The 24,240-nt window shown below is 69.8% G+C and carries 20 protein-coding genes; 6 read left to right on the top strand and 14 right to left on the bottom strand.

The features are described 5' to 3' along the window. Nucleotides 1-67: 67 nt before the first annotated feature. A complete protein-coding gene (dctP, locus tag VIP82_RS12895) occupies nt 68-1,123 on the bottom strand; it encodes a TRAP transporter substrate-binding protein DctP (protein WP_331909188.1) in 1,056 nt (351 codons plus the stop codon). Nucleotides 1,124-1,441: 318 nt separating this feature from the next. Between dctP and VIP82_RS12890 the strand changes: the two genes are divergently transcribed. Then, entirely contained in the window at nt 1,442-2,569 is a 1,128-nt protein-coding gene (locus VIP82_RS12890; protein WP_331909186.1) for a Gfo/Idh/MocA family protein, read from the top strand. Beyond that, on the top strand, nt 2,556-3,917 hold the full coding sequence (locus VIP82_RS12885) for an FAD-dependent oxidoreductase (protein WP_331909184.1): 1,362 nt from the start codon (nt 2,556-2,558) through the stop codon (nt 3,915-3,917). Before VIP82_RS12890 ends, VIP82_RS12885 begins: the two co-directional genes overlap by 14 nt. 68 nt (nt 3,918-3,985) lie before the next feature. Here VIP82_RS12885 and VIP82_RS12880 read toward each other — a convergent pair whose 3' ends face one another. The 4 genes from VIP82_RS12880 to VIP82_RS12865 all read right to left on the bottom strand — a co-directional run bounded on the left by VIP82_RS12880 (nt 3,986) and on the right by VIP82_RS12865 (nt 9,334). Further along, the gene (locus tag VIP82_RS12880; protein ID WP_331909182.1) at nt 3,986-4,423 is read right to left on the bottom strand and encodes a type II 3-dehydroquinate dehydratase; all 438 of its coding nucleotides are present in this window, start codon (nt 4,421-4,423) and stop codon (nt 3,986-3,988) included. Nucleotides 4,424-4,502: 79 nt separating this feature from the next. Next, complete coding sequence (locus tag VIP82_RS12875; RefSeq protein ID WP_331909180.1) at nt 4,503-5,780, bottom strand: TRAP transporter large permease; 1,278 nt, start codon at nt 5,778-5,780, stop codon at nt 4,503-4,505. Nucleotides 5,781-5,782: 2 nt separating this feature from the next. Then, the gene (locus VIP82_RS12870) at nt 5,783-6,439 is read right to left on the bottom strand and encodes a TRAP transporter small permease (protein ID WP_331909178.1); all 657 of its coding nucleotides are present in this window, start codon (nt 6,437-6,439) and stop codon (nt 5,783-5,785) included. Between the two features lie 204 nt (nt 6,440-6,643). Beyond that, the gene (locus VIP82_RS12865) at nt 6,644-9,334 is read right to left on the bottom strand and encodes a BamB-related PQQ repeat family beta-propellar protein (protein WP_331909176.1); all 2,691 of its coding nucleotides are present in this window, start codon (nt 9,332-9,334) and stop codon (nt 6,644-6,646) included. 304 nt (nt 9,335-9,638) lie between these two features. Here VIP82_RS12865 and VIP82_RS12860 point away from each other — a divergent pair, with 304 nt between their 5' ends. The 4 genes from VIP82_RS12860 (at nt 9,639) to VIP82_RS12845 (ending at nt 14,657) form a co-directional block, all read left to right on the top strand. Beyond that, nucleotides 9,639-11,087, top strand: a complete 1,449-nt coding sequence (locus tag VIP82_RS12860; RefSeq protein WP_331909174.1) for an aldehyde dehydrogenase family protein — start codon at nt 9,639-9,641, stop codon at nt 11,085-11,087. Between the two features lie 31 nt (nt 11,088-11,118). Then, complete coding sequence (locus tag VIP82_RS12855) at nt 11,119-11,979, top strand: citryl-CoA lyase (RefSeq protein WP_331909172.1); 861 nt, start codon at nt 11,119-11,121, stop codon at nt 11,977-11,979. Next, a complete protein-coding gene (locus VIP82_RS12850) occupies nt 11,976-13,739 on the top strand; it encodes a thiamine pyrophosphate-binding protein (protein WP_331909170.1) in 1,764 nt (587 codons plus the stop codon). Before VIP82_RS12855 ends, VIP82_RS12850 begins: the two co-directional genes overlap by 4 nt. Nucleotides 13,740-13,835: 96 nt before the next feature. After that, nucleotides 13,836-14,657: an isocitrate lyase/PEP mutase family protein gene (locus VIP82_RS12845; RefSeq protein WP_331909168.1), complete on the top strand. Its 822-nt coding sequence runs from the start codon at nt 13,836-13,838 to the stop codon at nt 14,655-14,657. Nucleotides 14,658-14,672: 15 nt separating this feature from the next. Here the strand turns inward: VIP82_RS12845 and VIP82_RS12840 are convergent, their stop codons facing one another. The 9 genes from VIP82_RS12840 to VIP82_RS12800 form a co-directional block, all read right to left on the bottom strand. Next, nucleotides 14,673-16,364 carry an MDR family MFS transporter gene (locus VIP82_RS12840; protein WP_331909166.1) on the bottom strand — a complete coding sequence of 564 codons (1,692 nt, stop codon included), beginning with the start codon at nt 16,362-16,364 and terminating at the stop codon, nt 14,673-14,675. Beyond that, nucleotides 16,361-17,002, bottom strand: a complete 642-nt coding sequence (locus VIP82_RS12835; protein WP_331909164.1) for a TetR/AcrR family transcriptional regulator — start codon at nt 17,000-17,002, stop codon at nt 16,361-16,363. The genes VIP82_RS12840 and VIP82_RS12835 overlap by 4 nt, the downstream gene beginning before the upstream one ends. A 127-nt stretch (nt 17,003-17,129) precedes the next feature. Continuing rightward, a complete protein-coding gene (locus VIP82_RS12830) occupies nt 17,130-18,368 on the bottom strand; it encodes a sensor histidine kinase (protein ID WP_331909162.1) in 1,239 nt (412 codons plus the stop codon). Then, the gene (locus VIP82_RS12825; RefSeq protein ID WP_331909160.1) at nt 18,361-19,074 is read right to left on the bottom strand and encodes a response regulator transcription factor; all 714 of its coding nucleotides are present in this window, start codon (nt 19,072-19,074) and stop codon (nt 18,361-18,363) included. Before VIP82_RS12825 ends, VIP82_RS12830 begins: the two co-directional genes overlap by 8 nt. 75 nt (nt 19,075-19,149) lie before the next feature. Then, complete coding sequence (locus VIP82_RS12820; protein WP_331909158.1) at nt 19,150-20,985, bottom strand: Ig-like domain-containing protein; 1,836 nt, start codon at nt 20,983-20,985, stop codon at nt 19,150-19,152. An 85-nt stretch (nt 20,986-21,070) separates the two neighbouring features. After that, complete coding sequence (locus VIP82_RS12815; protein ID WP_331909156.1) at nt 21,071-21,463, bottom strand: hypothetical protein; 393 nt, start codon at nt 21,461-21,463, stop codon at nt 21,071-21,073. Nucleotides 21,464-21,547: 84 nt separating this feature from the next. Then, nucleotides 21,548-22,117 (bottom strand): signal peptidase I, encoded by a 570-nt coding sequence (locus VIP82_RS12810; RefSeq protein ID WP_331909154.1) that lies wholly within the window; start codon nt 22,115-22,117, stop codon nt 21,548-21,550. Between the two features lie 26 nt (nt 22,118-22,143). After that, entirely contained in the window at nt 22,144-22,707 is a 564-nt protein-coding gene (locus VIP82_RS12805; RefSeq protein WP_331909152.1) for a TasA family protein, read from the bottom strand. Between the two features lie 187 nt (nt 22,708-22,894). Next, entirely contained in the window at nt 22,895-24,001 is a 1,107-nt protein-coding gene (locus VIP82_RS12800; RefSeq protein ID WP_331909150.1) for a substrate-binding domain-containing protein, read from the bottom strand. Nucleotides 24,002-24,240 lie beyond the last annotated feature (239 nt).

Genomic DNA, 24,240 nt, shown 5'->3' with positions numbered 1-24,240 from the left:
CGGAGTCCCCGCACGAGAAGAAGGGGTGGGTGCGCATGCGCACCCACCCCTTCCGCTCCGGCTGCGGTCAGCCTGCCATCTCGCGGATGGCCTCGTAGGCCTCCAGGCTCTCGCCGGTGAAGTACCCCTTGAAGAAGTCCTCCGACTTGCTGATGAAGGCATCCATGTCGATGTCCTCCGTCTCGATCACCGTGAATGCCTCGTCGGCGCGGTAGTCGTCCAGGATCTCCTCGGTCGCCTCGTCGACGCACTGGGCGTTCTCGGGGCGGATCTCGTGGATCGTCTCCTCGAGGAGCGCGGCCTGCTCGTCGCTCATCTTCTCGTACGTCTTGTCGCTCACCAGGATCCAGTGGATGCCGACGTTGTGGTTGTTGAGGATGACGGTGTTGAGCACCTCGTCGTAGCTGGAGGAGTGCGTCGCCACGATGGGGTTCTCCTGACCGACGGCGATCCCCTGCTGGAGCGCGGAGTAGACCTCCTCCACCGCGACGGAGACCGGGCTGGTCACGCCGAGCGCCTCGGCGTTGGCCAGGAACTGAGGCGAGTTCGGGAACCGGATCGGCACGCCCTCGAGGTCGTCGGGGCTGGTCACCTCGACGTCCTTCGTGGTGAAGGTGCGGGAGCCGAAGAACCAGCCGTCGACGATGTTGACGCCGGTCGCCTCGTGGAAGGAGGTGAACAGGTCTTCCGAGCCTTCGTCGATCCATTGGAACGCGTGGTCGACATCGTCGAACGCGTAGGTCGCATCGACGACGCCGATCGGCTCGAACGTCGAGCTCAGCGCCGAGGCGCCCTGCAGATCGATGTCGATGTCGCCCGCCTGCACGAGCGGGAACCGGTCGGCGTCGGGGCCGAGCTGGCTGGCCGGGTAGAGCTCCACGGTGAAGCCGATGTCGGCCTCCTCGAGCCGGTCCTTGAGCAGCTCGACGCCGCAGTAGTAGTTCGGCGTCTCTTCGTTCTGGCTGGTCGCGACGGTGAGCGTGACGGGTTCGTTCGCCGCCGCGGATTCGGTGTTCGTGCCCTCGGGGGTGCCTCCGCCGGCGCAGCCGGCGGCGACGAGAGCGGTTGCTGCGAGCGCCGACGCGGCCAATAGGCCGCGTCGCTTCGAGCGGGCTGTGCTCATGGGACTCTCCTCTGATGTGCGCACGTCGTCGTGCGGGTTCTGACGTGTCAATCGGTCGCCGGTGCGTGACGTGCCGTCGACGTTCCTCGCGCGGGGCGAGATCCACGTCGACCACGCTGTCACGGTGCGGCCGTGTGGCAGTGCTGACTCTTACCGACTTCGATCCGTCGGCAAAGCGATGTCCCGTCGAATGGAACATGAGGTCGGGGGCGCTCAGCGGGAGGCCTCACCGCTGAATGGAACGATCGGGGCGCGTCGCCCCATCGTGCCATACGCTCGGGCAGACTCTCGCCCGCGACAATGATGCAGGGAGGCGCCGTGACCGTATCCGCACGCCCACCGGTGCGCATCGGCGTGGTCGGTGCGGGTTTCATGGGGCGCCAGCACATCGGGTTCGTCCGCGCGGCCGCCGGCGCCGCGCTGGCGGCGATCGCCGACCCCGCCGTGACCCTCACGGACGCCGAGTGCCCGACGTATCCGTCGACGGCCCGGATGCTGGATGCCGAGCAACTCGATGCGGTGATCATCGCCAATCCGAACGCCCTGCATGTGGAGACCGCCGTCGAATGCCTCGAAGCCGGGGTGGCGGTGCTCCTGGAGAAGCCGGCCGCCGTCTCGTACGCGCAGTCTCGCCGGCTCGTCGATGCCGTCGAACGGCTGAACGGGCGCCTGCTCGTCGGGCACCACCGGCGCCACCATCCGGCGGTCGCACGGGCGCGCGCCGCGGTCGGCGACGGCGACCTCGGGCAGATCGTCGCCGTCAGCGCCCTCTGGTCGGCCCGCAAGGAGCCCGAGTACTTCACCGGCACGCCCTGGCACAGTGAGCCCGGGGCAGGCGTCACCCTGATCAACGCGGTACACGACCTGGATCTGCTCCGTCACCTGTGCGGGGAGGTCGCCGAGGTCCAGGCCATGCAGAGTTCGCACGCCCGCGGGCTCGAGGTCGAGGACACCATCTCGCTGAGCCTCAGATTCGAGAGCGGCGCCCTGGGGACTCTGCTCGCCTCCGACGCGGGAGTCTCGCCCTGGGGCTGGGATCAGGCGACCGAGGAGACGCCCGCCTTCCCGTTCCTCCCCGACGAGGTCGCCTACCGGATCGTCGGCACACGTGCCGCGCTGTCGGTGCCGAATCTCGCCAAGTACGCGTACGACCCGTCGGTGCCGGCGGACTGGCACTCCCCGCTCTCGCGGACGTACCTCCCCGTCGCGCCGCGAGGGTCCTTCCCCGCCCAGCTCGATCATTTCCTCGAGGTCGCGCGGGGGACGACGGAGCCCCTGGTGTCGGCGGACGACGCGTCACGCACGCTCGCGCTCGTCGAGGCGGCCGCGCTCGCCGCTCGCACCGGCCGGACGGTGGACGTCCGGCGCTTCCGGGACGGTCCGCCAGCCGATGACGGAGGATCACCGGACCTCCCGGCCCCGGGAGGGCTCGATGACGGCGCCTGACGCCCGAAGCTTCGACGCGATCGTCGTCGGAGGGGGACTCGCGGGGCTGGCGGCCACAGAGCGCCTGGCCGCGAGCGGGCTGAGCGTCGCCCTCGTCGAGAAGCGCGACCGGCTCGGCGGCAGCTCGGCCATGAGCGGCGGCTGGTTCGCGCTGTCGGGCACCGCCGTCCAGCGCCGGGCGGGCGTCGAGGACGCCGACGACATCTTCCTCTCGGACATGGCCGCGACCGGCGGCGGCTTCGCCGACCCGTCGCTGCTGGAGGCCCTCGTCGCCGGTCAGGCCCACGCGGTCGCGGCGATCGACCGCGCGGACGCCTGGACGGATGAGCTCAAGGTCAGCGCCGGCATGACGATCGCGCGCGCCCACCTGATCCGTATCCGGCGTCTGCTCGCGCACCTCGAGCGCGAGGCGCTCGCCGCGGGCGCCGTCGTCCTCCTGGATCACCCCGCCGACGAACTGGTCACGGACGGGCGACGGGTCGCCGGCATCCGCTCGGGAGATGCCGTCTTCGCCGCCGACGCGGGCGTCGTGCTGACCACCGGCGGATTCTCGCGCTCCCGCGAGCTGCTGGACCTGTTCGTGCCGGACCAGGCCGCAGCGATGCCGTACGGCGGCGTCGGCAACACCGGCGACGGGCTCCGCATGGCATGGATGCTGGGCGCGGGGCTGGCCGACATCGGGCACGTCGCGGGCACCTACGGCCAGCACGCCGACACGACGGACGACGAGCACGAGCTGCTGACCGCCAACTACCTCGGCGCGATCCTCGTGAACGTCCGCGGCGAGCGGTTCACCGACGAGTCAGAGTCGTACAAGGTGCTCGGCACTGCGGTGCTGAGCCAGCCCGGCCGGATGGCCTTCCAGATCTTCGACTCCGGCGTGCGTGCGCGTTCGAGGCCGGGCGTGCCGCTGTCGGACATGGAGCGCATCGAGCAGCTCGGCCACCTGCCGAGCGCGCCGACCCTGTCCGAACTCGGGCTCCGGGTCGGCACGCCTCCCGGTGCGCTCGAACGCACGGTGGAGCACTACAACGACAGCGTGGCCGGCCGCGCGGCCGACCCCTTCGGCCGGACCGGCCTCGTCAACGGCGTCGGCGCGCTTGCGCCCATCGAGCGCGGGCCGTTCTACGCCTATCCCGCAGTGACCGCCATGACCTCGACCTACGGGGGCCTGAGCGTCGCACCCGATACGTCGGCGACACGGGTCGACGGCAGCCGGATCGACGGCCTCTCCGCCGCCGGCGAGGTCGTCGGCGGGTTTCACGGCGCGTCGTACATGACGGGGACGGCGCTCACCAAGGCGCTCGTGTTCGGCATCGCGGCCGCCGACCGGATCGCCGGCGCCTGACAGGTTCGCGGCCCGGCGGAGCAGGCTCGGCGCGAGCGACGGCCCCGGACGGTCAGGCGGTGAGGCGGTCAGGCGGTCAGCCGGTCGGCGGCGCGGATGGCCAGTTCGTAGCCATAGACGCCCGCTCCCGCGATCACGGTGCGCGCGACCGTCGAGATGATCGAGTCCCGATGGAGGGCATCACGGGCGTGGATGTTCGTGATGTGCACCTCGACCACAGGGGTCGACAGCATGTGCAGTGCGTCCAGCAGCGGCACCGAGCCGAAGCTGAACCCTGCGGGGTTGATCACGACCGTCGCGTCCTGGCGGAAGGCGTCGTGCACCCACTCGACGAGCTCGTGCTCGGCGTTGGACTGCGCGAAGAAGAGCTCGAATCCGAGTTCGCCCGCGACCCGCTCGCAGTCGGCGCGCACGTCGTCCAGGCTCGCCGTCCCGTAGAGCTCCGGCTCCCGCACACCGAGCATGTTCAGGTTCGGGCCGTTGAGCACGAAGAGCTTTCTCGTCATGGATGACTCCTTTCAGATCCGTGCCGTTCCCCCGATGTCCCCGCGCCGCCGGCGCAGGGACATCGGAGCCGGGGGGCTTCTACAGACCGATCAGCGTCGGCAGGAACGTGACGATGACGGGGAACAGTGTCAGCAGCAGCAGGACCGTTCCCAGTGGGATCAGGAACGGCAGGATGCCGCGGAACAGCTCGCCCATGGGCCTCCGCGTGATCGAACCGACGACGAACAGCACCGCGCCGACCGGTGGGGTCAGCGACCCGATCATCAGGTTCAGGATCATCAGGACGCCGAGCTGCACCGGATCGATCCCGAACTGCGCCACGATCGGCATCAGGATCGGCACGAGCACCAGGATGACCGGCGGCGCCTCGAGCGGGATGCCGAGCAGGATCAACAGCACGTTCAGCATCAGCAGGAAGACGATCGGGTTGTCGGTGAATCCCGTGAGCCACTCACCGAGCGCCCGCGACACCTGCTCGCGGGCGAGCACCTGGCCCATGAGGTTCGAGGCCCCGAGGATCAGGAGGATGCCGCCGGCGATGACGACCGTCTCCTTCGCCGACTTCCAGAACACCCGCCAGGTCAGCGTGCGGTAGATCGCACCGAGGATCAGCATGTAGACGGCGGCGATGCCCGCGCTCTCGGTCGCCGTGAAGAGACCGCTGAAGATGCCGCCGAGGATGATCACGGGCAGCAGCGCGGGACCGATGACGCGCACGGCCGCCTTGCCGAGCATCCCGCCGTTGAACGGCCGGCTGACCGCCACGTCGGGGTGCCGGCGCACCCAGAAGAAGATGTACAGCGCGAGGCCGACCGCCATGAGCATCGCCGGGATGATCGATCCCGCGAACAGCGCACCCGTCGAGATCGAAGCCGTCGCGGCGAAGAGCACGGCAGGGATGCTCGGCGGCATGACCGTGCTCATCAGCGAGCCCGACGCCGTCAGGCCGGCGGAGAAGCCGTAGGGGTAGCCGGCCTTGAGCATCTGGGGGATCTGCACCTTGCTCGTCGAGGCGGCGTCGGCCAGGGCCGAGCCGCTGATCCACGAGAAGCCGATCGCGGTGCCGAGGTTGACGTAGGCGAGGTTGCCGGGGAGTCGCGGCAGGAGCGCCCGCGCCAGGTCGTAGAGGCGCGTGGCGATGCCGAGGTTGTTGGCGATCGTGCCGACGAAGATGAACAGCGGCACGGCGAGCAGCGGGAAGCTGTTGATGCCGTTGACGATCGACGAGATCGCGTACCCCGCCGACAGGTTGTGGCTGTAGAAGTAGAGCATGCTCGACGCGATCATCGCGAAGGCGACGGGCACCCGCAGCAGCAGGAAGACGACGAACAGCAGGATGTAGAGCCAGAGGTCCACGCTCAGCCCTCCATCTCGCCGATGTCGAGCTTGCGCTCGGGGCGGTTCGCGTAGGGGATCTTGAACGACGAGTGGATCGCGGCCGACACGAAGCCGACGAGCGCGAAGATGTACAGGACGCCGACCGGCACGTGCATGGCGGCGCTGAGCCGGCCCCATTCGGTCTCGATCTTCACCCACGCCTCGTAGGCGAGGGCGAGGCTCGTGGCGACCATGATGACCGCGGAGACGACGCGCAGGGCCACGAAGAGCCGGGTCCCCGCGAGCATCTCGTCGAACATCTCCAGCACGATGTGGCCGTTGCGTCCGACGAGGTATCCGGTCGTGATGAACGTCAGCGCGATCATCGACAGCAGGGCCAGTTCTCCGGCTCCCACCCAGCTGATGGTGGGGAAGTACCGGCCGAGCACCTGGTACATGACGCCGAAGATGATGCAAGCGAACAGCGCGACGCCGATCGTGATCTCGATGCCGGAGAGGATCCGGATGAACACCGGGTCGGCAGGCACTCCCTGGTTGAGCTTCGGCGTCGTGTAGAAGGTGTTGGTGTGCGGGTAGATCGAGTCCCCCACACCCGGCTCGTGGGCGGCGTCCGCCGCCGCCTCGGACTCGGTGCCGCGACCCTCCTCCGGTTCGGGCCCGGGGTCCTTGTCGGTCATGGCGTCACCGCCACGGTGTCAGGGTGCATTGCCAACCTCTCTGTTGATGCCGGGCCGCGTGCGCACGCGCATCGCCGCCTCTGCGACTCTGGTCTGCGAGCGGGTGCCTGCAAAGTCGAGTTTCGCCGAATGGGACACCGGCCGCACGCGCCGATCCGCCCCCGTCGCAGGCGACGGAGGCGGATCGGTGTTCCGTGGGAACGGCTACTTGACGACGGTCACCGTCGCCGTCGAGGAGAGCTGCTCCTGGACCCCCGCCGCGTTGAGGACATTGACCCTCACCGTGAGGGTCGTCTCACCCGTCGGCACGTTGTTGTCGACCTCGGCCGCGTCGAACTGGACGATGATCCGGTTCTTGTTGGCCGTGACCTTCGACGCGTCGATGAGCGACTTGGTGAGGGGCGTCACCAGGACGGCGTCGCTGTCATAGGTGTACCCGGCCGGCAGCTCGAAGTGCGCCGAGACGTTGCCGTTCACGCCGGTGAACAGTCCCGTGCCCGAACCGAACCGCAGCGTCCCCGGGGTGAAGCTCAGGGCACCGGGCTGGTCCTGCGGAGCCAGGTAGACCTCGATCTTTCCCGTGGGCCGCGGGTCGGTGCAGTCATTGAAGAAGTACTCGCCGGCACGTGTGAACGTGTGCTGGTACGTCTCTCCCGGCTGCAGCTTGACGTTGAACTCACCCTCGAAGAACTGCGTGGCGCAGTGGGCCTTCAGGTTGGGGAAGTTCGGGAACGTCTCGGCGCCCGGATTGCGGAACGTGACGGTCGTGCCCACGGGAACCCGCAGGTGCGTGGGCTGCATGCCGTTCTGCGACACGCTGTCGCGGGAGGCGGCGTCGTCGGCCGTGCGGTTCGACCGTGCGAGGAGCACGGTGTTGCCCACCGTGGAGCCCTCGACCGCGGTGCCGCCGACGGGGCGACGGATCGTCAGCGGCGCGGTGTCCGGCCCCTCCTGGCTGCCCGACTCGGTCTTGTAGTCTCCGCCGAGCTTGAACGACCACAACGAGTCGCCCTGGGTCACGGACGCGCCGTACGGGTTCGTCGATCCCGCCGCGATCACCGCGACGTACTGCTCACCGTCGACCTCGTATGTGACCGGAGCCCCCGAGATGCCGGAGCCCGTCTGGAACTCCCACAGCACGTCACCCGTGGCCGCGTCCATCGCGAGCACCCGACCGTCTATCTGACCGACGAAGAGCAGATCGGATGCCGTGGTCAGGGGGCCCTGACCGTGTGACATGTCGGTGCCGAGGTGATTGCGCCACGCGACCTCGCCGGTCGACGCGTCATAGGCCAGGATGCCGCCCGTCTGGTACTGACCGATCGCGCGCAGGCCGTTCGCGGCTGCGCCGTCGTAGTGCGCGACCGGGTTCGTGCCGTAGGGGAAGTAGACCAGGTTCGTGCTCTGGCTGTACGAGTTGTTCGACCAGTCGCCGCCGCCGTTCTGGCTCGTCGTCGACAGGATCGGCGCCTCGAACTGCGGGTCGTACAGGCAGCCCTCGCGGTGGCCCGACGAGCCCGCCGGGTAGGTGAGGAACGGCTCGTCCACCGAGACGTAGCTGTCCGGGTTGAACACGAGGTCGCCCTCGGCATCCGCCTGGTACCCGTTGTAGTTCGGCACGCCGCGCCAGGGGTTGCCCGGGATGTCGCCGCCGAGCTTCTCCCACACGACGCAGTCCGGCAGGAGCCGCGTCTGTGGCATGGGCTGGGTCGCCGTATTGTGCTGGCGGGAGTCCGTGATCACGGGCTGCTCGGTCACGGGGAGCACGGGCTTGCCGTTGGTGCGGTCGATCACGAACTGGTGGCCCGACTTGCTGCCGTAGAAGGCGACCTTGCGCTCCTCGCCGTCCACCGTGATGTCGGCCAGTGTCGGCGGGTGCACATTGTCCATGTCCCACACATCGTGGTGGATGGACTGGTAGTGCCACTTGAAGGTGCCGGTCCTGGCGTCGACGGCGACCATCGTGTCGGAGAACAGGTTGTCGCCGGGACGCCCCGAAGCGTTCTGTGACGACGTGCAGCTGCGCGCGTTGCCGAAGGTCATGATGTAGGAGCCGAGCTCGGTGTCGACGGCGCCGTGCATCCACGAGGTCGCACCGCCCTCTTCCGCGCAGTCGGTGCCGTCGGCTTGCACGGGGCCCCACGTCGCCGAGGCGTCGAACGTCACGCCGTCCAGGCCGGTGAACAGCTCGCCGCGCTTCGGCCCGCCGAAGAAGTGCCAGAGGTAGTGGCCGTCGCTCGCGTCCAGCGCGACGACCGCACCGCGGTCGCCGTCCGCAGCGTGGGCGTAGACGACTCCGTCGTAGTACACGGTCGCGACCTTGCCGACGCGGCCGAGGTCTTCGCCGTTCGCCCCGGTCGGCTGGACCGCCCATACCTCGGCGCCCGTTGCCTGGTCGAGGGCGACCACACGGTTGCCGCCGGCCAGGGTGAAGATCTTCCCGTCACCCGCCGAGACGCCCCGGCGTGTGGTCGACGTTCCGTAGGCGGGCTTGTCCCACTTCCAGATGGCGTCTCCCGTCACGCCGTCGACGGCGATGACGCCACCGCTCGGCGTATCGACGTAGATGACGCCGTCGACGACGATCGGCGTGGTCTGCTGTCCGAGGTTGGTCGACGCGGGCGCGACAGCCGAAAGGTGCGTCCGCCAGGCCGGTGCGAGATCCTTCAGGTTCTGCTGGGTGATCTCCGTCAGACCCGAATAGTGCTGGTTGCCGAGATTGCCCCCGACCGTCGGCATGTCGGCGCCGGTCGGTTCGAGGCCCGTCAGCCCTGCGGGCGGGACGGGCTCAGCGGGTGTGGTCAGTCCGTACGCGGGTGAGGCTGTGATGGCGAGCACCGCCACCAGCGCCCCGATTCCCGCAGTGCCCAACCTCGTGGTCAGTCGTTTGCGCATCCCTTGCTCCTTGATCGTCTTCGATCCGGCGGCGGATGGGCTCGCGCCTCCCCGACGCCGCTGTGGGGAATGCCGTCCGGCTCCGACCTGGGGGATCGGCCATACCGGCCGGCGCTCGGACGCTAACCCCGGCCCGAGGAGGCGGCAACCTCGCGGCCCATCGAGTGGTACAGCACCGTGCCGCTCAGGGACGTCGAGCAGCGCGGATCCCGACCTTTCTGCCCAGTGGGACACGCTTTGTCGTCGACGGCGGCGTCTGCATAGCATGCGGCGATCGGCACCCACGCCCATGGACGGAGTTGTCATGGCTGCTTCAGCATTGAAATCCCTGTCGCCCGAGCAGCAGCAGGAGCTCGACGAGGTCTTCGCCCGCGCGCAGGCGGCCCTCGCCATCATCGAGACCTACGACCAGGCCCGTGTCGACCGGCTGATCCGCGCGGTCGCGTGGGCGGTGGCCAATCGCTCGTCGTTCCATCGCCTGGTCGAGATGGGCATCGAGGAGTCCGGCCTCGGCGACTTCGACAGCCGCATGAACAAGCGGATGAAGATCCGCGGCGTCCTCCGCGACGCGCTGCGCAGCCCGTCCGTCGGGATCATCGAAGAGGATGTCGAGAAGGGCCTCGTCAAGTACGGCAAGCCCGTCGGTGTGATCGGCTGCGTCGTCCCGACGACGAACCCCGACCTCACGCCCGCCGGCAACGCCATCTATGCGATCAAGGCGCGCGATGTCGTGGTGTTCTCGCCGCACCCGCGTTCGAAGCACACGACCTTCGAGACCGTCCGGCTCATGCGCGAGGCGCTCGAGGCGGAGGGGGCTCCTGCCGACATCCTGCAGTGCATCACGCTTCCGAGCCTCGCCGCGTCGCAGGAGATCATGCGGCGCGCCGACCTCGTCATCGCCACCGGCGGCCAAGGGCTGGTGCGCGCGGCGTACAGCTCGGGGACACCCGCATACGGCGTCGGCGCCGGCAACGCGACGGAGTTCGTCGACGAGACCGCGGACCTCCGCGAGACCGCGCGCAACTGCATGCTGTCGAAGACATCCGACTTCGGATCGGGCTGCTCGGCCGACGGCAACGTGCTCGTGCCCGCCTCCCGATATCGCGAGATGCTCGAGGCGCTCCAGGCCGAAGGCGGTCATCTCGCGAGCCCGGAGGAGCGCGCCGCCCTGCAGGCGGTGATGTGGGACGACGAGGGGCATCGGCTGCCCGACACCGTCGCCATCTCGCCGCAGAAGCTCGCGCGAGCCGCGGGCTTCGACATCCCGCCGGAGATCCGGTTCATCGTGGTCGAGGGCGACGGCATCGCCGAGGACCGGCAGTTCTGCAAAGAGAAGCTCACCACCCTGATGGCGGTCCACGCCTACGAGGGCGGCTTCGAAGACGGTGTCGAGCTCGCCAAGCGGCTGTACGACATCGGCGGCAAGGGCCACTCCTGCGGTATCGCATCGGCCGACGACGCGCACATCGACTACTTCGCACGGCACATGCCGGTCTCGCGGATCATGGTGCGTCAGCCGAACTCGAAGGCGAACGCCGGATCGTTCACCAACGGGATGCCGATGACCTCGTCGATGGGGTGCGGCACGTGGGGCGGCAACATCACGTCCGAGAACGTCTCGCTGCGCCACTACCTGAACACGACGTGGGTCTCGCGCACGATCGCGGAGGACCGGCCCTCCGACGAGGAGCTGTTCGGAGACTTCTACGACGCCGCGCTGGAGTCGGCGGACGCGACCGCGGCTGCTCGATGACCACGACGGCCATGACAGAGAGCAGGAGACGATGAGCGAGGAGTCCGCTGAGGACATCGTCCACGAGGCGCGGCAGTGGTGGCGGACCGACATCATCGACGTGCATCCCGGCGAGATCGCGCTGCGCGGCTATCCGATCGAGGAGCTCCTCGGCAGGGTCGGCTTCGTCGACACCATCTGGCTCATGCTGCGCGGCGAGCTTCCCTCGCCCGAGGAGGCGGCTCTGTTCGAGGCGGCGCTCGTCGCCTCCGTCGACCACGGTCCCCAGGCGCCGTCGATCGCGATCGCCCGCATGGCGACGACCTGCGGCGTGCCCATCAACGGGGCGATGGCCTCCGCGATCAACGTGCTGGGCGACGTGCACGGCGGTCCTGGCCAGCAGTGCATGGAGGTGTATCTCGCGATCGACGAGGAACTCCGGCGGACGGGCGACCTCGGGGAGGCGACGCGCGTCGTGCTGCAGCGTCAGCGCGACGCCGGGGTCGCCTACATCCCGGGCTTCGGTCATCGGTTCCATCCGCTCGACCCGCGCACGCCGCGTCTGCTGTCGCTCGTCGACGCAGCGGCCGCCGGGGGCACCGTCGACGGTCGCTTCGCGGCGATCGGCCGTGCCGTCGAGGACGCCATCAGCGCCGGGCGCCCCCAGCGGATCCCCATGAACGTCGATGGCGTGACAGCCGTCATCTACTGCGAGCTGGGGTTCACCCCGGAGCTCGGCCGCGGGGTGTTCATCCTCGCGCGGTCGGTGGGGATACTCGCGCACGCCGCCGAGCAGATGACGCAGGGCGGCCGGATCAAGGGACCGATGCCCAAATCCATCGGATACACCTACACGGGGCCGGCGCGCCGATCAGTCCCGGTCGCCGGCGACGAAAGAAGGAGCACCTCATGAGGGACCTGGTCTCGAACCAGATCGTTCGCTACCTGGAAGCACGTGAGGTCGAGCATGTCTTCGGCCTCTGCGGCCACACGAACATCGCGCTGCTCGCGGCGCTCGAGAAGAGCGAACGGATCTCCTTCGTGAACGTGCGGCACGAGCAGATCGCCGCGCATGCGGCGGACGGCTACGCGCGGGCCGCGCGGCGGACGGGAGTCGTCCTCACGCACCTCGGCCCCGGTCTGACCAATGCCACGACCGGTGTCGCGAACGCTGCCCTCGACTCGATCCCGATGGTCGTCATCGCCGGCGACATCCCGACGCACTACTTCGGCAAGCACCCGCACCAGGAGATCAACCTCCACGCCGATGCGGCGCAGTACGAGATCTACCGGCCCTTCGTCAAGCGCGCGTGGCGCGTCGATCAGCCGCACCTGATCGCCGAAGTGCTCGACAAGGCCTTCACGCTGGCGGAGAGCGGGCGTCCCGGTCCCGTCCTCGTCGACGTCCCGATGGACGTCTTCTCGGCCGAGATCGACGTCGCCCTCTTCGACCGGGTGATCGGCAACACCCGAGCCCTCGTGAAGCCGGGCCTCGACGAGGCGATCGCCGAACGCATCGTGCAGAACCTGCTGTATGCCGAACGGCCGGTGCTGTACGTCGGCGGCGGCATCGTCGCCGCCGGAGCCGCCTCTGAGCTCGCCGAGTTCGCCGAGCTGCTCTCGCTCCCCGTCGCGCACAGCCTGATGGGCAAGGGCGCAGTGCCGGACGACAGCCCGCTGGTGCTCGGGATGACGGGGTTCTGGGGGACGGCGTTCACGAATGAGACCACTCGGACAGCGGACTGGATCCTCGCGCTCGGAACGCGGTTCGCAGAGGCGGATTCGAGCTCCTGGTACGCCGAGTACACGTTCGACATCCCGGGCACGAAGCTCATGCAGATCGACGTCGACCCCGCCGAGCTCGGCCGCAACTACCCGCTCGAGATCGGCGCGCTGGCCGACCTGAAGTCCGCGCTCGCCGTGCTGCTGCGCGTGGCCCGCCGCCTGGCTCCCGACGGCGTGCGGCGCACCGAGCTGCTCTCGCAGATCGCGGCGAACCGCGCGACCCTGAAGCTCCAGAACGCGCCGGCGCAGGCATCCGATGCGTGGCCGATGCGTCCCGAGCGGATCCTGTCGGAGACGAGGGAGGTGCTGCCGGCGGACGCGATCATCACCACGGACGTCGGCTGGAACAAGAACGGCGTGGGGCAGCAGTTCGACATCCTCACGCCCGGCAGCTTCCTCACCCCCGGCGGGTTCGCCACCATGGGCTTCGGCGGGCCGGCCGCGGTCGGTGCCAAGATCGCCTGCCCGGACCGCGTGGTGGTCTCGCTCGTGGGCGACGGCGGCTTCGGCCAGAATCCGGCGGTGCTCGCGACGGCCCGCGAGCAGGACGTTCCCGTGGTCTGGGTGGTGATGAACAACAACGCGTTCGGCACGATCGCCGGCCTCGAGAAGGCCGCCTTCGATACGACCTACGGCACGGTGTTCGGCAGCGCCGACGACCCGATGTACACCGATTTCGCGGCGATCGCGGAGGCGTACGGGGTGACCGGCATCAAGGTCGAGTCAGCGGCGGAGTTCAAGCCCGCCCTCGAGCGTGCGATCGCGCTCGGGCGCCCGGTGGTGATCGACGTGTCGATGGTGAACGTGCCGACGCCCACGACCGGCCACTGGAACATCCTCGACATCTACTCGCCGGGCGAGACGGTGGAGCACGTGGCGACGCACTGAGCCCGGCCCGCGGCGCCGCGCGGTACCCGCTGATACGGTGCGTACACCGTACTGGCTGCCGCCGTCTGCGGCGCAGACCCGAGGACAGGAGATGCCATGGCCGACGATCTCAGGTTCACGAGCCGGGCGAGGGCGCTGCTCGTCCTGCACGCCGGCCCCGGATTCATCATCCCCAACGCGTGGGACGCGGGGTCCGCCCGCATCCTCGAGCAGGTGGGGTTCCCGGCCATCGCGACCACGAGTGCGGGGATCGCCTGGGCGTGCGGTGTCCCCGACGGGAATGCGCTGGATCCCGACACCATGTTCGAGCGCGTGGCCGAGATCGTGGCGGCGGTGGGCGTGCCGGTCAGTGCCGATCTCGAGGCGGGCTACGGCGACTCGCCGGCCGAGGTCGGCCGCACCGTGGCGCGGGCGGCGGGGATGGGCATCGCGGGGGCGAACATCGAGGACGCCCAGGACGGCCGGCTCTTCGGCATCGAGGAGGCGGTGGAACGGCTGATCGCGGCGCGGGCCGCGGCGCCGACCGGCACCTTCGTGCTGAACGCCCGCACCGACACCTACTTCGGCGGTGTCGCCGGCGACCCGTTCGAGGAGACCGTCGAACGCGCCCGCCGCTACGTCAGTGCCGGCGCCGACTGCATCTTCGTCCCGGGAGTGAACGACGAGGAGACCATCCGGCGCCTCGCGGACGCCATCCCCGCACCCCTCAACATCGTCGCCGGGCTCGCCGCGAACGTCATCCCGGCACACACCCTGTTCGGGCTCGGCGTGTCGCGGGTGAGCGTGGGCGGCGGCCTGGCCCGTGCCGCGCTCAGTCTCGTCGAGCGCGCCGGACGGGAACTGAAGGAGTCCGGCACGCTCGGCTTCCTCGACGGCGCGCTCGGCTATGCCGAGATGCAGCGCCGCTTCGGCGCCTGAGCCCAGCGCACCCCGCTATCGGCCGGCGCGGTCCCGCCGACGGGACGGGCGAGCCCCGTGTGTCGACGTCGTCGCGTCACCTTGCTCGACCGCACCGCGCTGCTCTGCTTCGAGGCGCTCGGCCTCCTCGCCGCCGATGGCCTCGCCGCGGGCGACCAGCCCGGCGACATCCGACAGCGGGATCTCCTTGAGGAACAGTGCGAGGATCAGCGCGACGGCGATGAACGGCACGAGGTACCAGAACACCGGCGCCAGAGCGTCGGCGTAGGCGTCGACGACTCCGGTCCGGACACTGTCGGGGAGCGTGCTCAGCACCGACGGATCGATGGTCGACGTCGCCTCGCCGGCCTGCTCGGGGCTGGCTCCGGCATCCGTGAACACCTTGGTCAGGTTGTCGGTGAGACGCGTCGTGAACAGCGTGCCGAACACGGCGATGCCGAGCGCGGCGCCGACCTCGCGGAAGTAATTGTTCGTCGAGGTGGCGGTGCCGAGGTCCGACGCGGGCACGGCGTTCTGCACCACGAGTACGACGACCTGCATGATGCAGCCGAGACCGACGCCGAACAGGAACAGGTAGGTGCAGATGAGCCAGATCGGCGTCGCGGCGGTGAGCGTCGTCATCATGACCATGGCGGCACCGACGATGATCGTGCCCACGATGGGGAAGATCTTGTACTTGCCCGTCTTCGTGATCAGCAGGCCCGAGGCGATCGAGGTGCCCATGACGCCGACCATCATCGGCAGCATGAGGAGACCGGATGCTGCAGCCGAGGTGCCCGACGACATCTGAAGGAACGTCGGCACGAAGCCGAGCGCGGCGAACATCCCGATGCCGATCGCCATGCCGATCGCGGTGGCGTTGACGAAGATCGGGTTGCGGAACATCGACAGCGGCATGATGGGGTCGGCCGCGCGCGACTCGGTGAAGATGAACAGTCCCGCGGAGGCGACGAGACCGGCGCCCCACGCCCACGTCGCCGTCGAGTCCCAGCCGAAGTCGGCGGAGCCGCCGAAGTCCGTGAAGAAGATGAGACAGGTCGTCGCCGCCGACAGGAACAGCACGCCCAGCCAGTCGATGGGCTTCTCGGCCTTCTTGTTGGGCAGCTTCAGTGCGAACACCGCCACGAAGAACGCCGCGATCCCGATCGGGATGTTGATGTAGAACGCCCACTGCCACGTGAGGTGGTCGACGAAGAAGCCGCCGAGAAGAGGGCCGGCGACGGCGGCGAGGCCGAAGATGCCGCCGATGGGACCGAGGTACTTCCCGCGCTGGTCGGCGGGCACGATGTCGGCGATGATCGCCTGCGACAGGATCATGAGGCCGCCGCCGCCGACGCCCTGGATGGCGCGGAAGATGACGAACATCCAGAAGTCGGTCGCGAAGGCGCAGCCCACCGAGGCGAGCGTGAAGATCGCGATGGCCACCATGAACAGCCGGCGTCGGCCGAGCACGTCGCCGAACTTGCCGTAGATCGGCATGACGATGGTGGTGGCGAGGATGTACGCGGTTGTGATCCACACCTGGTGCGAGACCCCGCCCAGCTCGCCGACGATCGTCGGCATCGCGGTGGAGACGATCGTCTGGTCGAGGCTCGACAGCAGCATGCCCGCGATCAGGGCGGAGAAGATGATCCAGATTCGCCGCTGCGTGAGCAGGAAGGGCGCGTCGCCGTCGGGTCTGACGGTCGGGACGGTGGCGGTGGTCATTCGGAGGTTCCCATCAATGCGTTCTGGCTGGCGAAGAGGTCGCGCGCCGCGCCGATGCGTCGCTCGAAGATCTCGATGAAGGTGTCGTCGTTGCCGGGCTTGAGGAACTCTCCGGCGGCGGATCGCACGAGCGCGCCGACGACCTGGGAGGCGACCTGCGCCCGCAGATCCCCGGAGGGCAGGCTCTCGCGCTGCTCGATCAGCCGGGCGTCGAACTGCTCGCCCTCGGCGCCGAGTTCGAGCATGCGTGCGAGCAGGCGCGGCTCCTTCTCCACGGCGCGGAAGAGATCCTGCACCGTGTCGGGGGCGATGTCGAGGGCGCGCCAGCGTTCCTCGGCGAGCCGGGCCAGTTCTGTCAGCAGGTCGGGTGAGAGACCCGGTCCGTCGCAGCCGCCGGCGACGAAACGGGCGATGGCCGCGGCATCCGATCTCTCGAGCGGGACGCCGAGCACCGCGTCGTCCTTCGAGGCGAAGTAGTTGAAGAACGTGCGGCGCGACACCTCCGCCTCGGCGCATAGGTCCTCGACGGTGAAGCCGGCGAGGCCATGCGCGGCCGTGAAGCGCCGGGCGGCGCGGATGAGCGCACGCGTGGTCTCGGCGCGCCGACGCTCACGCAGCCCATCTGCACTATCTGTCACATCATGCAGTTTTGCACTTTCGTCCTAAACGTGCAAATTGAGGCTTCGGCAGCGCGCAGCCGCACCATCCGGCAGAAGCCGGTCGTGGGACGATGCCGGCGCGCCGGCGGCTCCCGAGGCTGTTCGCTCAGGCGCTCACGGCGGGCTGCGGCGGGAGGATGAGGGAGAAGCGCGTCGTGGGAGACGAGTCGAGCAGCAGATGCCCGCCGAGCGCTTCGGCGAGCTCCGCGGACAGTGCGAGCCCGATTCCCTCGCCCCCGCCGGTGCTCCTGCCCGGCGTGCGCTGGAAGATGGCATTGCCCCTGGGCCGGGGACCCTCGTCGGCCACGCTCACGGTGACGTAGCCGTTCGCCCGGGCGGCGGTGACCGTGACGTCGCCACGGCCGTGCTGCAGCGCGTTGTGCACGAGCACGTCCAGGATCTGGGACGTGGGCGCCGGCGCGTTCACCGATCCGACCTGCGACGCGTCGACCCGTATGGCGCGCTTGCGGGCGACGGAGTCCGGCCGCCAGCGATTCCCCGCCTGGTCGAGCATCGGAGCGAGCGGCTGCCACGCGTCGGATCCCGGCGTGCCGCCCCGGGCGAGCTGCAGGAGTTCGGAGATCGCGTCCGACAGCCGGTCGATCTCGCGGAGCGCGTGCTCGAGCTGTTCGCGGACGGTCGGTGGCGTCTCCGGCCACAGGGAGAGGTCCTCGAGTTCGAGGCGCAGCGCCGTGATGGGCGTGCGCAGCTGATGCGAGGCGTTCGCCGCGAACTCGTGCTCGCGGCGGATGCGCTGCTCGAGAGTCGTCGCGCTGGCCCGCAGCGCCTGATCGATCGCACGGGCTTCGGGGATGCGCAGGTCTGCGGGCTCGAGCTCCAGCGAGCCGTCGCCGAGGTCCGCCGCCCTTGTCGCAAGCTGCGTGAACGGCTTCGACAGCCGCCGCGCGAGCAGCACCCCGGCGACCGCCGACACGATCATGAGGCCGACCCCGAGCACGACGACCGGCATCACGGCTTCCTGCACGCGGGCGGAGATGACGTCACTCGACCGGCCGAATTCGACCGTCCCGCCGCCTTCGACATCGGCGGTGGCGGTGATGTCGTCGGCCTGGGCCTCGGCTCCAGCCAGCACCCGCTCGCCGTCTGCGCCGACGTAGGCGATGCGCTCTCCGGTCGTGAGGAGCGGCTCGAGGAACTCCTCGGTCACCGCGCCCTCCGCCTCGCGCTCCGCCATGAGCACCGCCAGGAAGTCCGCGAGGCGCACGACGCGGCGCTCCTCGCTCGTCTGGATCAGATCGGCGACGATGTACGCCCGGGGGATCCCGTACAGCGCGATGATGCCGACGGCGAGGGCGACGAACGCCAGAACGAGGCGTTCACGCATCCGCCGCCCCGTCGTCCAGCCGGAATCCGACGCCGCGGATGGTCGTGATGTGAGCCTCGGCGCCCGCATCCTCCAGTTTCTGGCGCAGGCGGGCGATCGTCACGTCGAGGGTCTTGGTGGAGCCGAACCAGTTCTCGTCCCACACCTCGTCCATGAGCCGCTCGCGGGTCACCACGGCACCGCGATTGCGGTCGAGCAGCTCGAGCAGATCGAACTCCTTGGTGCTCAGTGCCACTTCGCGGTCGCCGGAGAACACCCGGCGTGCGTCGGCGTCGACCGCGAGCGCGCCCGTGGATGCTCCACTCTCGGCTGTCGCCGGCGCCGCGGGTGTGAGCGGCGCAGCGCTCCGCCGCAGCAGGGCGCGCAGGCGGGCGAGCAGCTCGGCCAGCGCGAACGGCTTGGCGATGTAGTCGTCGGCCCCGACGTCCAGGCCGACCACGCGGTCCAGCTCGCCGTCGCGCGCGGTGAGGATGATGATGCCGCCCGCGAATCCCTCGTCACGGAGCTGGCGGCACACGTCCAGGCCGTCGATGTCGGGAAGGCCCAGATCGAGCACCACCAGCGAGAAGCCGTCGCCCAGCGCGCGGGAGACGGCGGTCGCCCCCTCCGCGACGCGCTCGACCTCGTACCCCTCACGGCTGAGGGTGCGCACGAGCGGGACCGCGATGCCGTCGTCGTCCTCCACGACCAGAATGCGCTGTCCCACGACGTCGATGCTATCGACGCTCTCATCGTCGGCCGGGTCAGGCCGCGCGGGGGTGTCGTCGTGATTCGGGTTCACTCAGTACTCCCTGTCCAGGGCCCCCGCCTCGGTGACGGGGGCATTCGAAGAGGCGGTGCCACCGAGATCGGTGGCCGCACTCGAGGGCGTCCAGATCATGGCCGCCGCCGAGATGGTGGCCGCCGTGCGCAGCGCACCGCCCGAGATCAGCGTGCCGACGGTGATCTGCACCACGGTGACCGGGAGGCCGTTGACGGTGGCCGTGGTGGCGCTCATCGTCGCGGTGAAGGTCGACGTCTTGTTGTTCTTGAGATAGTCGCCCTTGAGGTTCACCGAGCCCAGATTCACGGGCGTGGTGGTGCCCGGGATCAGGATGTCGACCGTGTCGCCCGCGTTGCCGAGACCGAGGCCGGCCGTGTTGCCGTCGCGCAGGCGCAGCGTGACCGGCATGCTCGAGCCGCTCCAGCCGGCGCTGAGCGAGGCGGTGCTCATCTGGGTGCTGTAGGTGAAGGTCATCGTGTCGCCGGCGTCCAGGCGGCCGGCGATCGCGCCGCCGTTCGCGGTCTGCACATCGACACCGCGCACCGCGCGGTTGTCGATGCGCCGAGCAGTCACCGTCGCCGAGATCGTCTGCTTGCCGGCCGAGTCGGTGAGGACGGCGCGGAAGTCGTACAGCCCGTCCGCGACCGACTTGGTGTTCCATGCGCAACCGAAGGGCGAGGCCGCCGGCGTGCAGACGGTGGTCCAGCTCGTCGTGCCGTTCGGCGCGACCTGGATCGCCACGCCGGCGACGCCCGCCGTGGAGTTGGCCGTCGCGGTGAGCGTCGCCGTGCCGACGAGGAATGCGCCCGGGTCCTCCATCGCGACTGACGCGACGGTGTTGTCGATGGTGCGCGGACCGACGCCGGCCGAGATCCCGCTGTTGCCGGCGGCATCCGTCGCGACCGCCCGGAAGTGGTAGCCGCCGCCCGCGAGCGCGGCCGTCGAGAAACGGCAGGAGTACGGGGGAGCGGTGACGGTGCACGCGTCCTGCCAGGTCGAGCCGCCGTTCGCCGAGAACTGGATGACCACGCGGGCGACGCCGGACGCGGCGTCGCCCGCGGTCGCCGCCAGGGTCACGGTGCCGCGCAGCGGCGAACCCGGGTCGGTCATGGTCGCCGTCGGAGCGCCGTTGTCGAGGAGCACCTCGGTGACGAGCGCTGAGACCGCCGTGACGCCGTTCGCGGTCGCGGTCGCGCGCAGGTCGTAGAAGTCGTCCTTCACGGTGCCGGTGTTCCACGAGCAGGTGTAGGGCGCGGCCGACGTCGAGCACGCGGTCTTCCAGACGCCGGAACCGGCGGCGGCGTATTCGACGACGACGGCATGGGTCGCGGTCCCCGCGTTCTGGAGGCTCGTCGCGAGCGAGACGGTGCCACGGATCGTGTCGCCCGGGTCGGCGAGCTCGACCACGACGGTGTTGGCCACCGTCACGCGCACGGTCGCCGACGTGGCGGGGTAGCCGGCGTTGTCGGTCGCGACAGCGCGCACGTCGTAGCTGCCGTCGACGACGGCGCGGGTGTTCCACGTGCAGCTGTACGGGCTCGCGGTCGCCGTGCACAGAGTCGTCCAGGTGGCGGCACCGGCCGCCTGCACCGAGATGACGACGTTCCGGATGCCCGACGCGGCGTCCGACGCGATGGCCGTGATCGTCGCCGTGTCGCGGAGAGCGCCGGCGGGCGGCTGGACGGCCACGGTCGGTGGGGTCCAATCGGCGGCCGCGCCCACCGTGCTGGCGCCGTTCGAGGTCTTCGCGGTGAATGCGGCGGAGGAAAGTGCGGGCCCGACCGGGGTGCCGGCGACGAGGAACACCGCGGCGAGCACCACGAGAACCGTGGTGCGCAGCGCGGCGGCGTTCATCGGGTTCTCCTTCGGTGGTGCGTTCTCGACGCTACGCGCGGGCGGGTTACAGCCATGCCACGGCAGGGCCTCACCGCATCCACAATCAGCGCCGGCAGGCGTCTCCCGTGCGAGCGGCCGCCGTGGCGGGCCACGAGGCGGCGAGACCGGCGGCCAGCACCGTGAGGAGGGCATCGCGCGCGCTCCACGAGACGGGTGCCGAACCCGGTGCGCCGATGGTGTGGGTGAGCCACACGCCGAGGAGCGTCGCGCCACCGATCAGCACGATCGCGAGCCGAGACTCGAAGCAGCGGACGGCGATCAGTCGCCCGACTGTGACGAGTCCGGCGACGCCGAGGGCGGCGGAGACCATCGCGGCGGAATTCCGACCGGGATCGCCGGTGGCGGCCGCGGCCAGATGGAGGACGGAGACGGCGAGGAGGACGCCGGTGGTGCCGCCCGCGAGCAGGCGGCGTGCGGGAACGCGGGTGCGGAACATGAGGAGCTCTGAGGACGATGACCGTCGGGTCGGTCGGTGCGGGAAGGTCGGTGGGGCCTGCGCGGCGAGTGCCGGCCCGCGAGATCAGTGGGCGGCGGCGGGCGCCGGAGCGGATTCGTCGCGGCGTCGTGAGGCGCCGCGTACGAGGTCGCGGAGGAACAGCAGGGCGATGATGACGGCGGGCACGCCGATGGCGAGCATCCGGATGCGGGTGTCCGACAGTGCGATGAAGACCCACCCCACGACAGGCACCCATCCCACGACGCGGGGCTGGACCGTGTCGGCGAGGGTGAAGGTCCAGGGGTCGATGTCGGCGTTCGCGTCGCCCTGGGTGCGCAGCAGCGGAGCGGCTCCGCCGCCGGGGTTCGGGTCGATGGCGACGATGCGGTGGGTGACCAGCTCGGTGAGGCCCGAGTCGGCCGGGGGGAGGTAGGTGATCACGTCGCCGATCCGGAGATCGGCGACCGGGACCTGGCGTTCGAACACGAGCGCTCCACGCTCGAAGGTGCCCGACATCGACCCGCCCGTGATGACGTAGCGGTCCAGGCCCATGAGACCGGGCACGAACATGAGCGCCGCGACGATCGTGGCGATGATCGCGGCGACGGTGATCGCGGCGTTGCCGAGTCGCTGGAACGTTCTCGCGGCGCTCATGTCGTGTTCCCCTCCCCCAGCTCGGGTCACTGCTCGGTCGTCGTGGCGGCCGTCTGCGTGGAGTTCCACGTGTAGGTCGCGGTGGCGGTCTTGCCCTGCTCCTCGTTGCCGGCCGACTGTGCCAGCGTGACGCTGAAGGTGTACTCGCGCGCCTCGCCGGCGGCGAAGGTGCCGAGGGCGACGGGGGCGCCGGTGGTCAGCGCGCCGAACGTGCCGGTCCAGACGGTGGCTCCGCCGGTGCTGATCGTGAGCGTCAGGTTGTCCTTGCTGGCGAAGCCGTTCACGGCGCTCTCGCTGAGGGTGAAGCCGGCGGGCAGCGTGCCGGAGTTCGTGATGGTGACCTTGCCGTTGAGCGTGTCGCCCGGCTTGAGGTTGGTCAGATTGAAGATCGCGGTGTTGGCCTTGGAGTTCGTCTGTGCCAGCGTGCCCGTGCTGTACGCGTTGTTCGTGTTGACCGAGTTCGCGACGAAGTCGGCACCCGAGCCCACGGCGATGGCACCGGCGACGAGAAGCCCCGCGAGCGGGATGAGGATGCGCTTGCGCGAACGAGCGGGCGCGGCGGCCGGTGCCGGGAGAGCGGTGGTGTTCATCGTGCGGGTTCCTGTTCTGACGAGGTGTTTTCCGTTGATGAAGACGCTACGGAGACCTCGGTAACAGGAGTTCCACAGTGGCGCCACGCTCGAACCAGAGCTCGGACACAGGCGCAGGACAAGTGCAACGGGCGGGTCACGGATGCCGCACCGCCGGCATCCGATCGGGGGGAGGGGCCCGCCGTCGTCAGAGCGAGGTGCGCACCGTCGAGTCGCGAGGCAGCAGCTCGGGAAGGAGGTGCACGCGCTGCACCGGGCGCCGCGCCCCCTCGCTGAGGCGCGCGACCATCGTCTCGACGGCGAGGCGCCCCACCTGCTGCTTCGGCGGGCGGAGCGCCGTGATGGCGGGTTCGGCGCTCTGTGCGACCTCGTCGTCGTACGCGACGATCGCCAGGTCGTCGGGGATCGACCAGCCATGGTCGCGGGCGTACTGCTCCAGCAGCACGGCCTGAGGGTCGTTGTGGATCAGCAGGGCGGTGGTCGAGGTCTCGCGGCAGCGTCCGAGGAGGTCGGCGATGAGGGCTTCGCGGGCCACGCCGTCCAGCGCGTCGAGCGTCGCATCGACGTCGACGAGGCACTCGAGGCCCAGCTCCGCCACGGCACGGTCCCAGCCCCGGCGCAGCTGCCACGAGGTGGGGGAGCCGGCGGAGGTGAGGATGCCGACGCGGCGGTGGCCGAGCGCGGCCAGGTGATCGGCGGCCAGCGAGCCGCCGAAGACGTGGTCGGTCGTGACCCACTCGAGGCTGGTGAGCGCGAGCGTCGACGGCACGCGGCGCTCGGCCAGCACGACGGGGATCGGCAGCGCCTCGAGCCAGTGCAGCAGCGCACGCCCGTCGGCTCCGAGCGTCTCGGGCGCCACGATCAGGCCGTGGAGGCTGCCCGATTCGACGAGCGAGGAGATCTGGCGGCGCTGGTCGTCGACCGAGTAGCTCGCGCCGCGCAGGATGAGCTGGACACCGAGGTCGGTGGCGGCCGCACGGGCTCCGATGATGACGTGCGGCCAGTAGTAGCTGAGCGACGGCACCACCATGCCGACGCGGAAGCGAATAGGCGCCCCCGCCGACGACGCGGGCACGGTCGTGTCGAGGCGGCTGCGCAGCGTCGCGCCGCCGTGGACCCGGGTGACGAGGCCCCGGTCGGCCAGGTGGCCGATGTCCCGGCGGATCGTGAGCTCGGACACGCGCAGCTCCCGGGCGAGCTCGGCGACGCGGACCGACCCGGTCCGGCGCAGCTCGTCGAGGATGTGCTCGCGGCGCGAAAGGCCGAAGGCGGGTGGATCGATGGGCGGCTCCATGATCGCCTCAGCGTACAAGTGTGTTCGAGTCGGTTCAAGAGTGATCAAGTGTGTTCGGTTCGGTACCGGCATCCTTCCCTCTCGTTGCAGGATTTCGTCGCGGGCACGCGGTTGTGCCCTTTCGTGCGTCGAAGCCGGCCCGGGTTCGCGAGCGCACGTGGGAAGCCCAGGGAAACGGAGACTGCGATGTCGCAGGCAGGGACACCTCGTCCGAAGGACGCTCAGAAGCCACCGCGGAG

The organism is Microbacterium sp., from assembly GCF_036566905.1.
Taxonomy (GTDB): domain Bacteria; phylum Actinomycetota; class Actinomycetes; order Actinomycetales; family Microbacteriaceae; genus Microbacterium.
Note: the sequence above shows the minus strand (reverse complement) of the source record. Positions and strands in the feature narration are given on the sequence as shown.

Coding starts and splice junctions, on each gene's coding strand:
- dctP (WP_331909188.1), bottom strand. CDS start 1,123: ATGAGCACAGCCCGCTCGAAGCGACGCGGCCTATTGGCCGCGTCGGCG.
- VIP82_RS12885 (WP_331909184.1), top strand. CDS start 2,556: ATGACGGCGCCTGACGCCCGAAGCTTCGACGCGATCGTCGTCGGAGGG.
- VIP82_RS12880 (WP_331909182.1), bottom strand. CDS start 4,423: ATGACGAGAAAGCTCTTCGTGCTCAACGGCCCGAACCTGAACATGCTC.
- VIP82_RS12870 (WP_331909178.1), bottom strand. CDS start 6,439: ATGACCGACAAGGACCCCGGGCCCGAACCGGAGGAGGGTCGCGGCACC.
- VIP82_RS12865 (WP_331909176.1), bottom strand. CDS start 9,334: ATGCGCAAACGACTGACCACGAGGTTGGGCACTGCGGGAATCGGGGCG.
- VIP82_RS12860 (WP_331909174.1), top strand. CDS start 9,639: ATGGCTGCTTCAGCATTGAAATCCCTGTCGCCCGAGCAGCAGCAGGAG.
- VIP82_RS12855 (WP_331909172.1), top strand. CDS start 11,119: ATGAGCGAGGAGTCCGCTGAGGACATCGTCCACGAGGCGCGGCAGTGG.
- VIP82_RS12850 (WP_331909170.1), top strand. CDS start 11,976: ATGAGGGACCTGGTCTCGAACCAGATCGTTCGCTACCTGGAAGCACGT.
- VIP82_RS12845 (WP_331909168.1), top strand. CDS start 13,836: ATGGCCGACGATCTCAGGTTCACGAGCCGGGCGAGGGCGCTGCTCGTC.
- VIP82_RS12840 (WP_331909166.1), bottom strand. CDS start 16,364: ATGACCACCGCCACCGTCCCGACCGTCAGACCCGACGGCGACGCGCCC.
- VIP82_RS12830 (WP_331909162.1), bottom strand. CDS start 18,368: ATGCGTGAACGCCTCGTTCTGGCGTTCGTCGCCCTCGCCGTCGGCATC.
- VIP82_RS12820 (WP_331909158.1), bottom strand. CDS start 20,985: ATGAACGCCGCCGCGCTGCGCACCACGGTTCTCGTGGTGCTCGCCGCG.
- VIP82_RS12815 (WP_331909156.1), bottom strand. CDS start 21,463: ATGTTCCGCACCCGCGTTCCCGCACGCCGCCTGCTCGCGGGCGGCACC.
- VIP82_RS12810 (WP_331909154.1), bottom strand. CDS start 22,117: ATGAGCGCCGCGAGAACGTTCCAGCGACTCGGCAACGCCGCGATCACC.
- VIP82_RS12805 (WP_331909152.1), bottom strand. CDS start 22,707: ATGAACACCACCGCTCTCCCGGCACCGGCCGCCGCGCCCGCTCGTTCG.
- VIP82_RS12800 (WP_331909150.1), bottom strand. CDS start 24,001: ATGGAGCCGCCCATCGATCCACCCGCCTTCGGCCTTTCGCGCCGCGAG.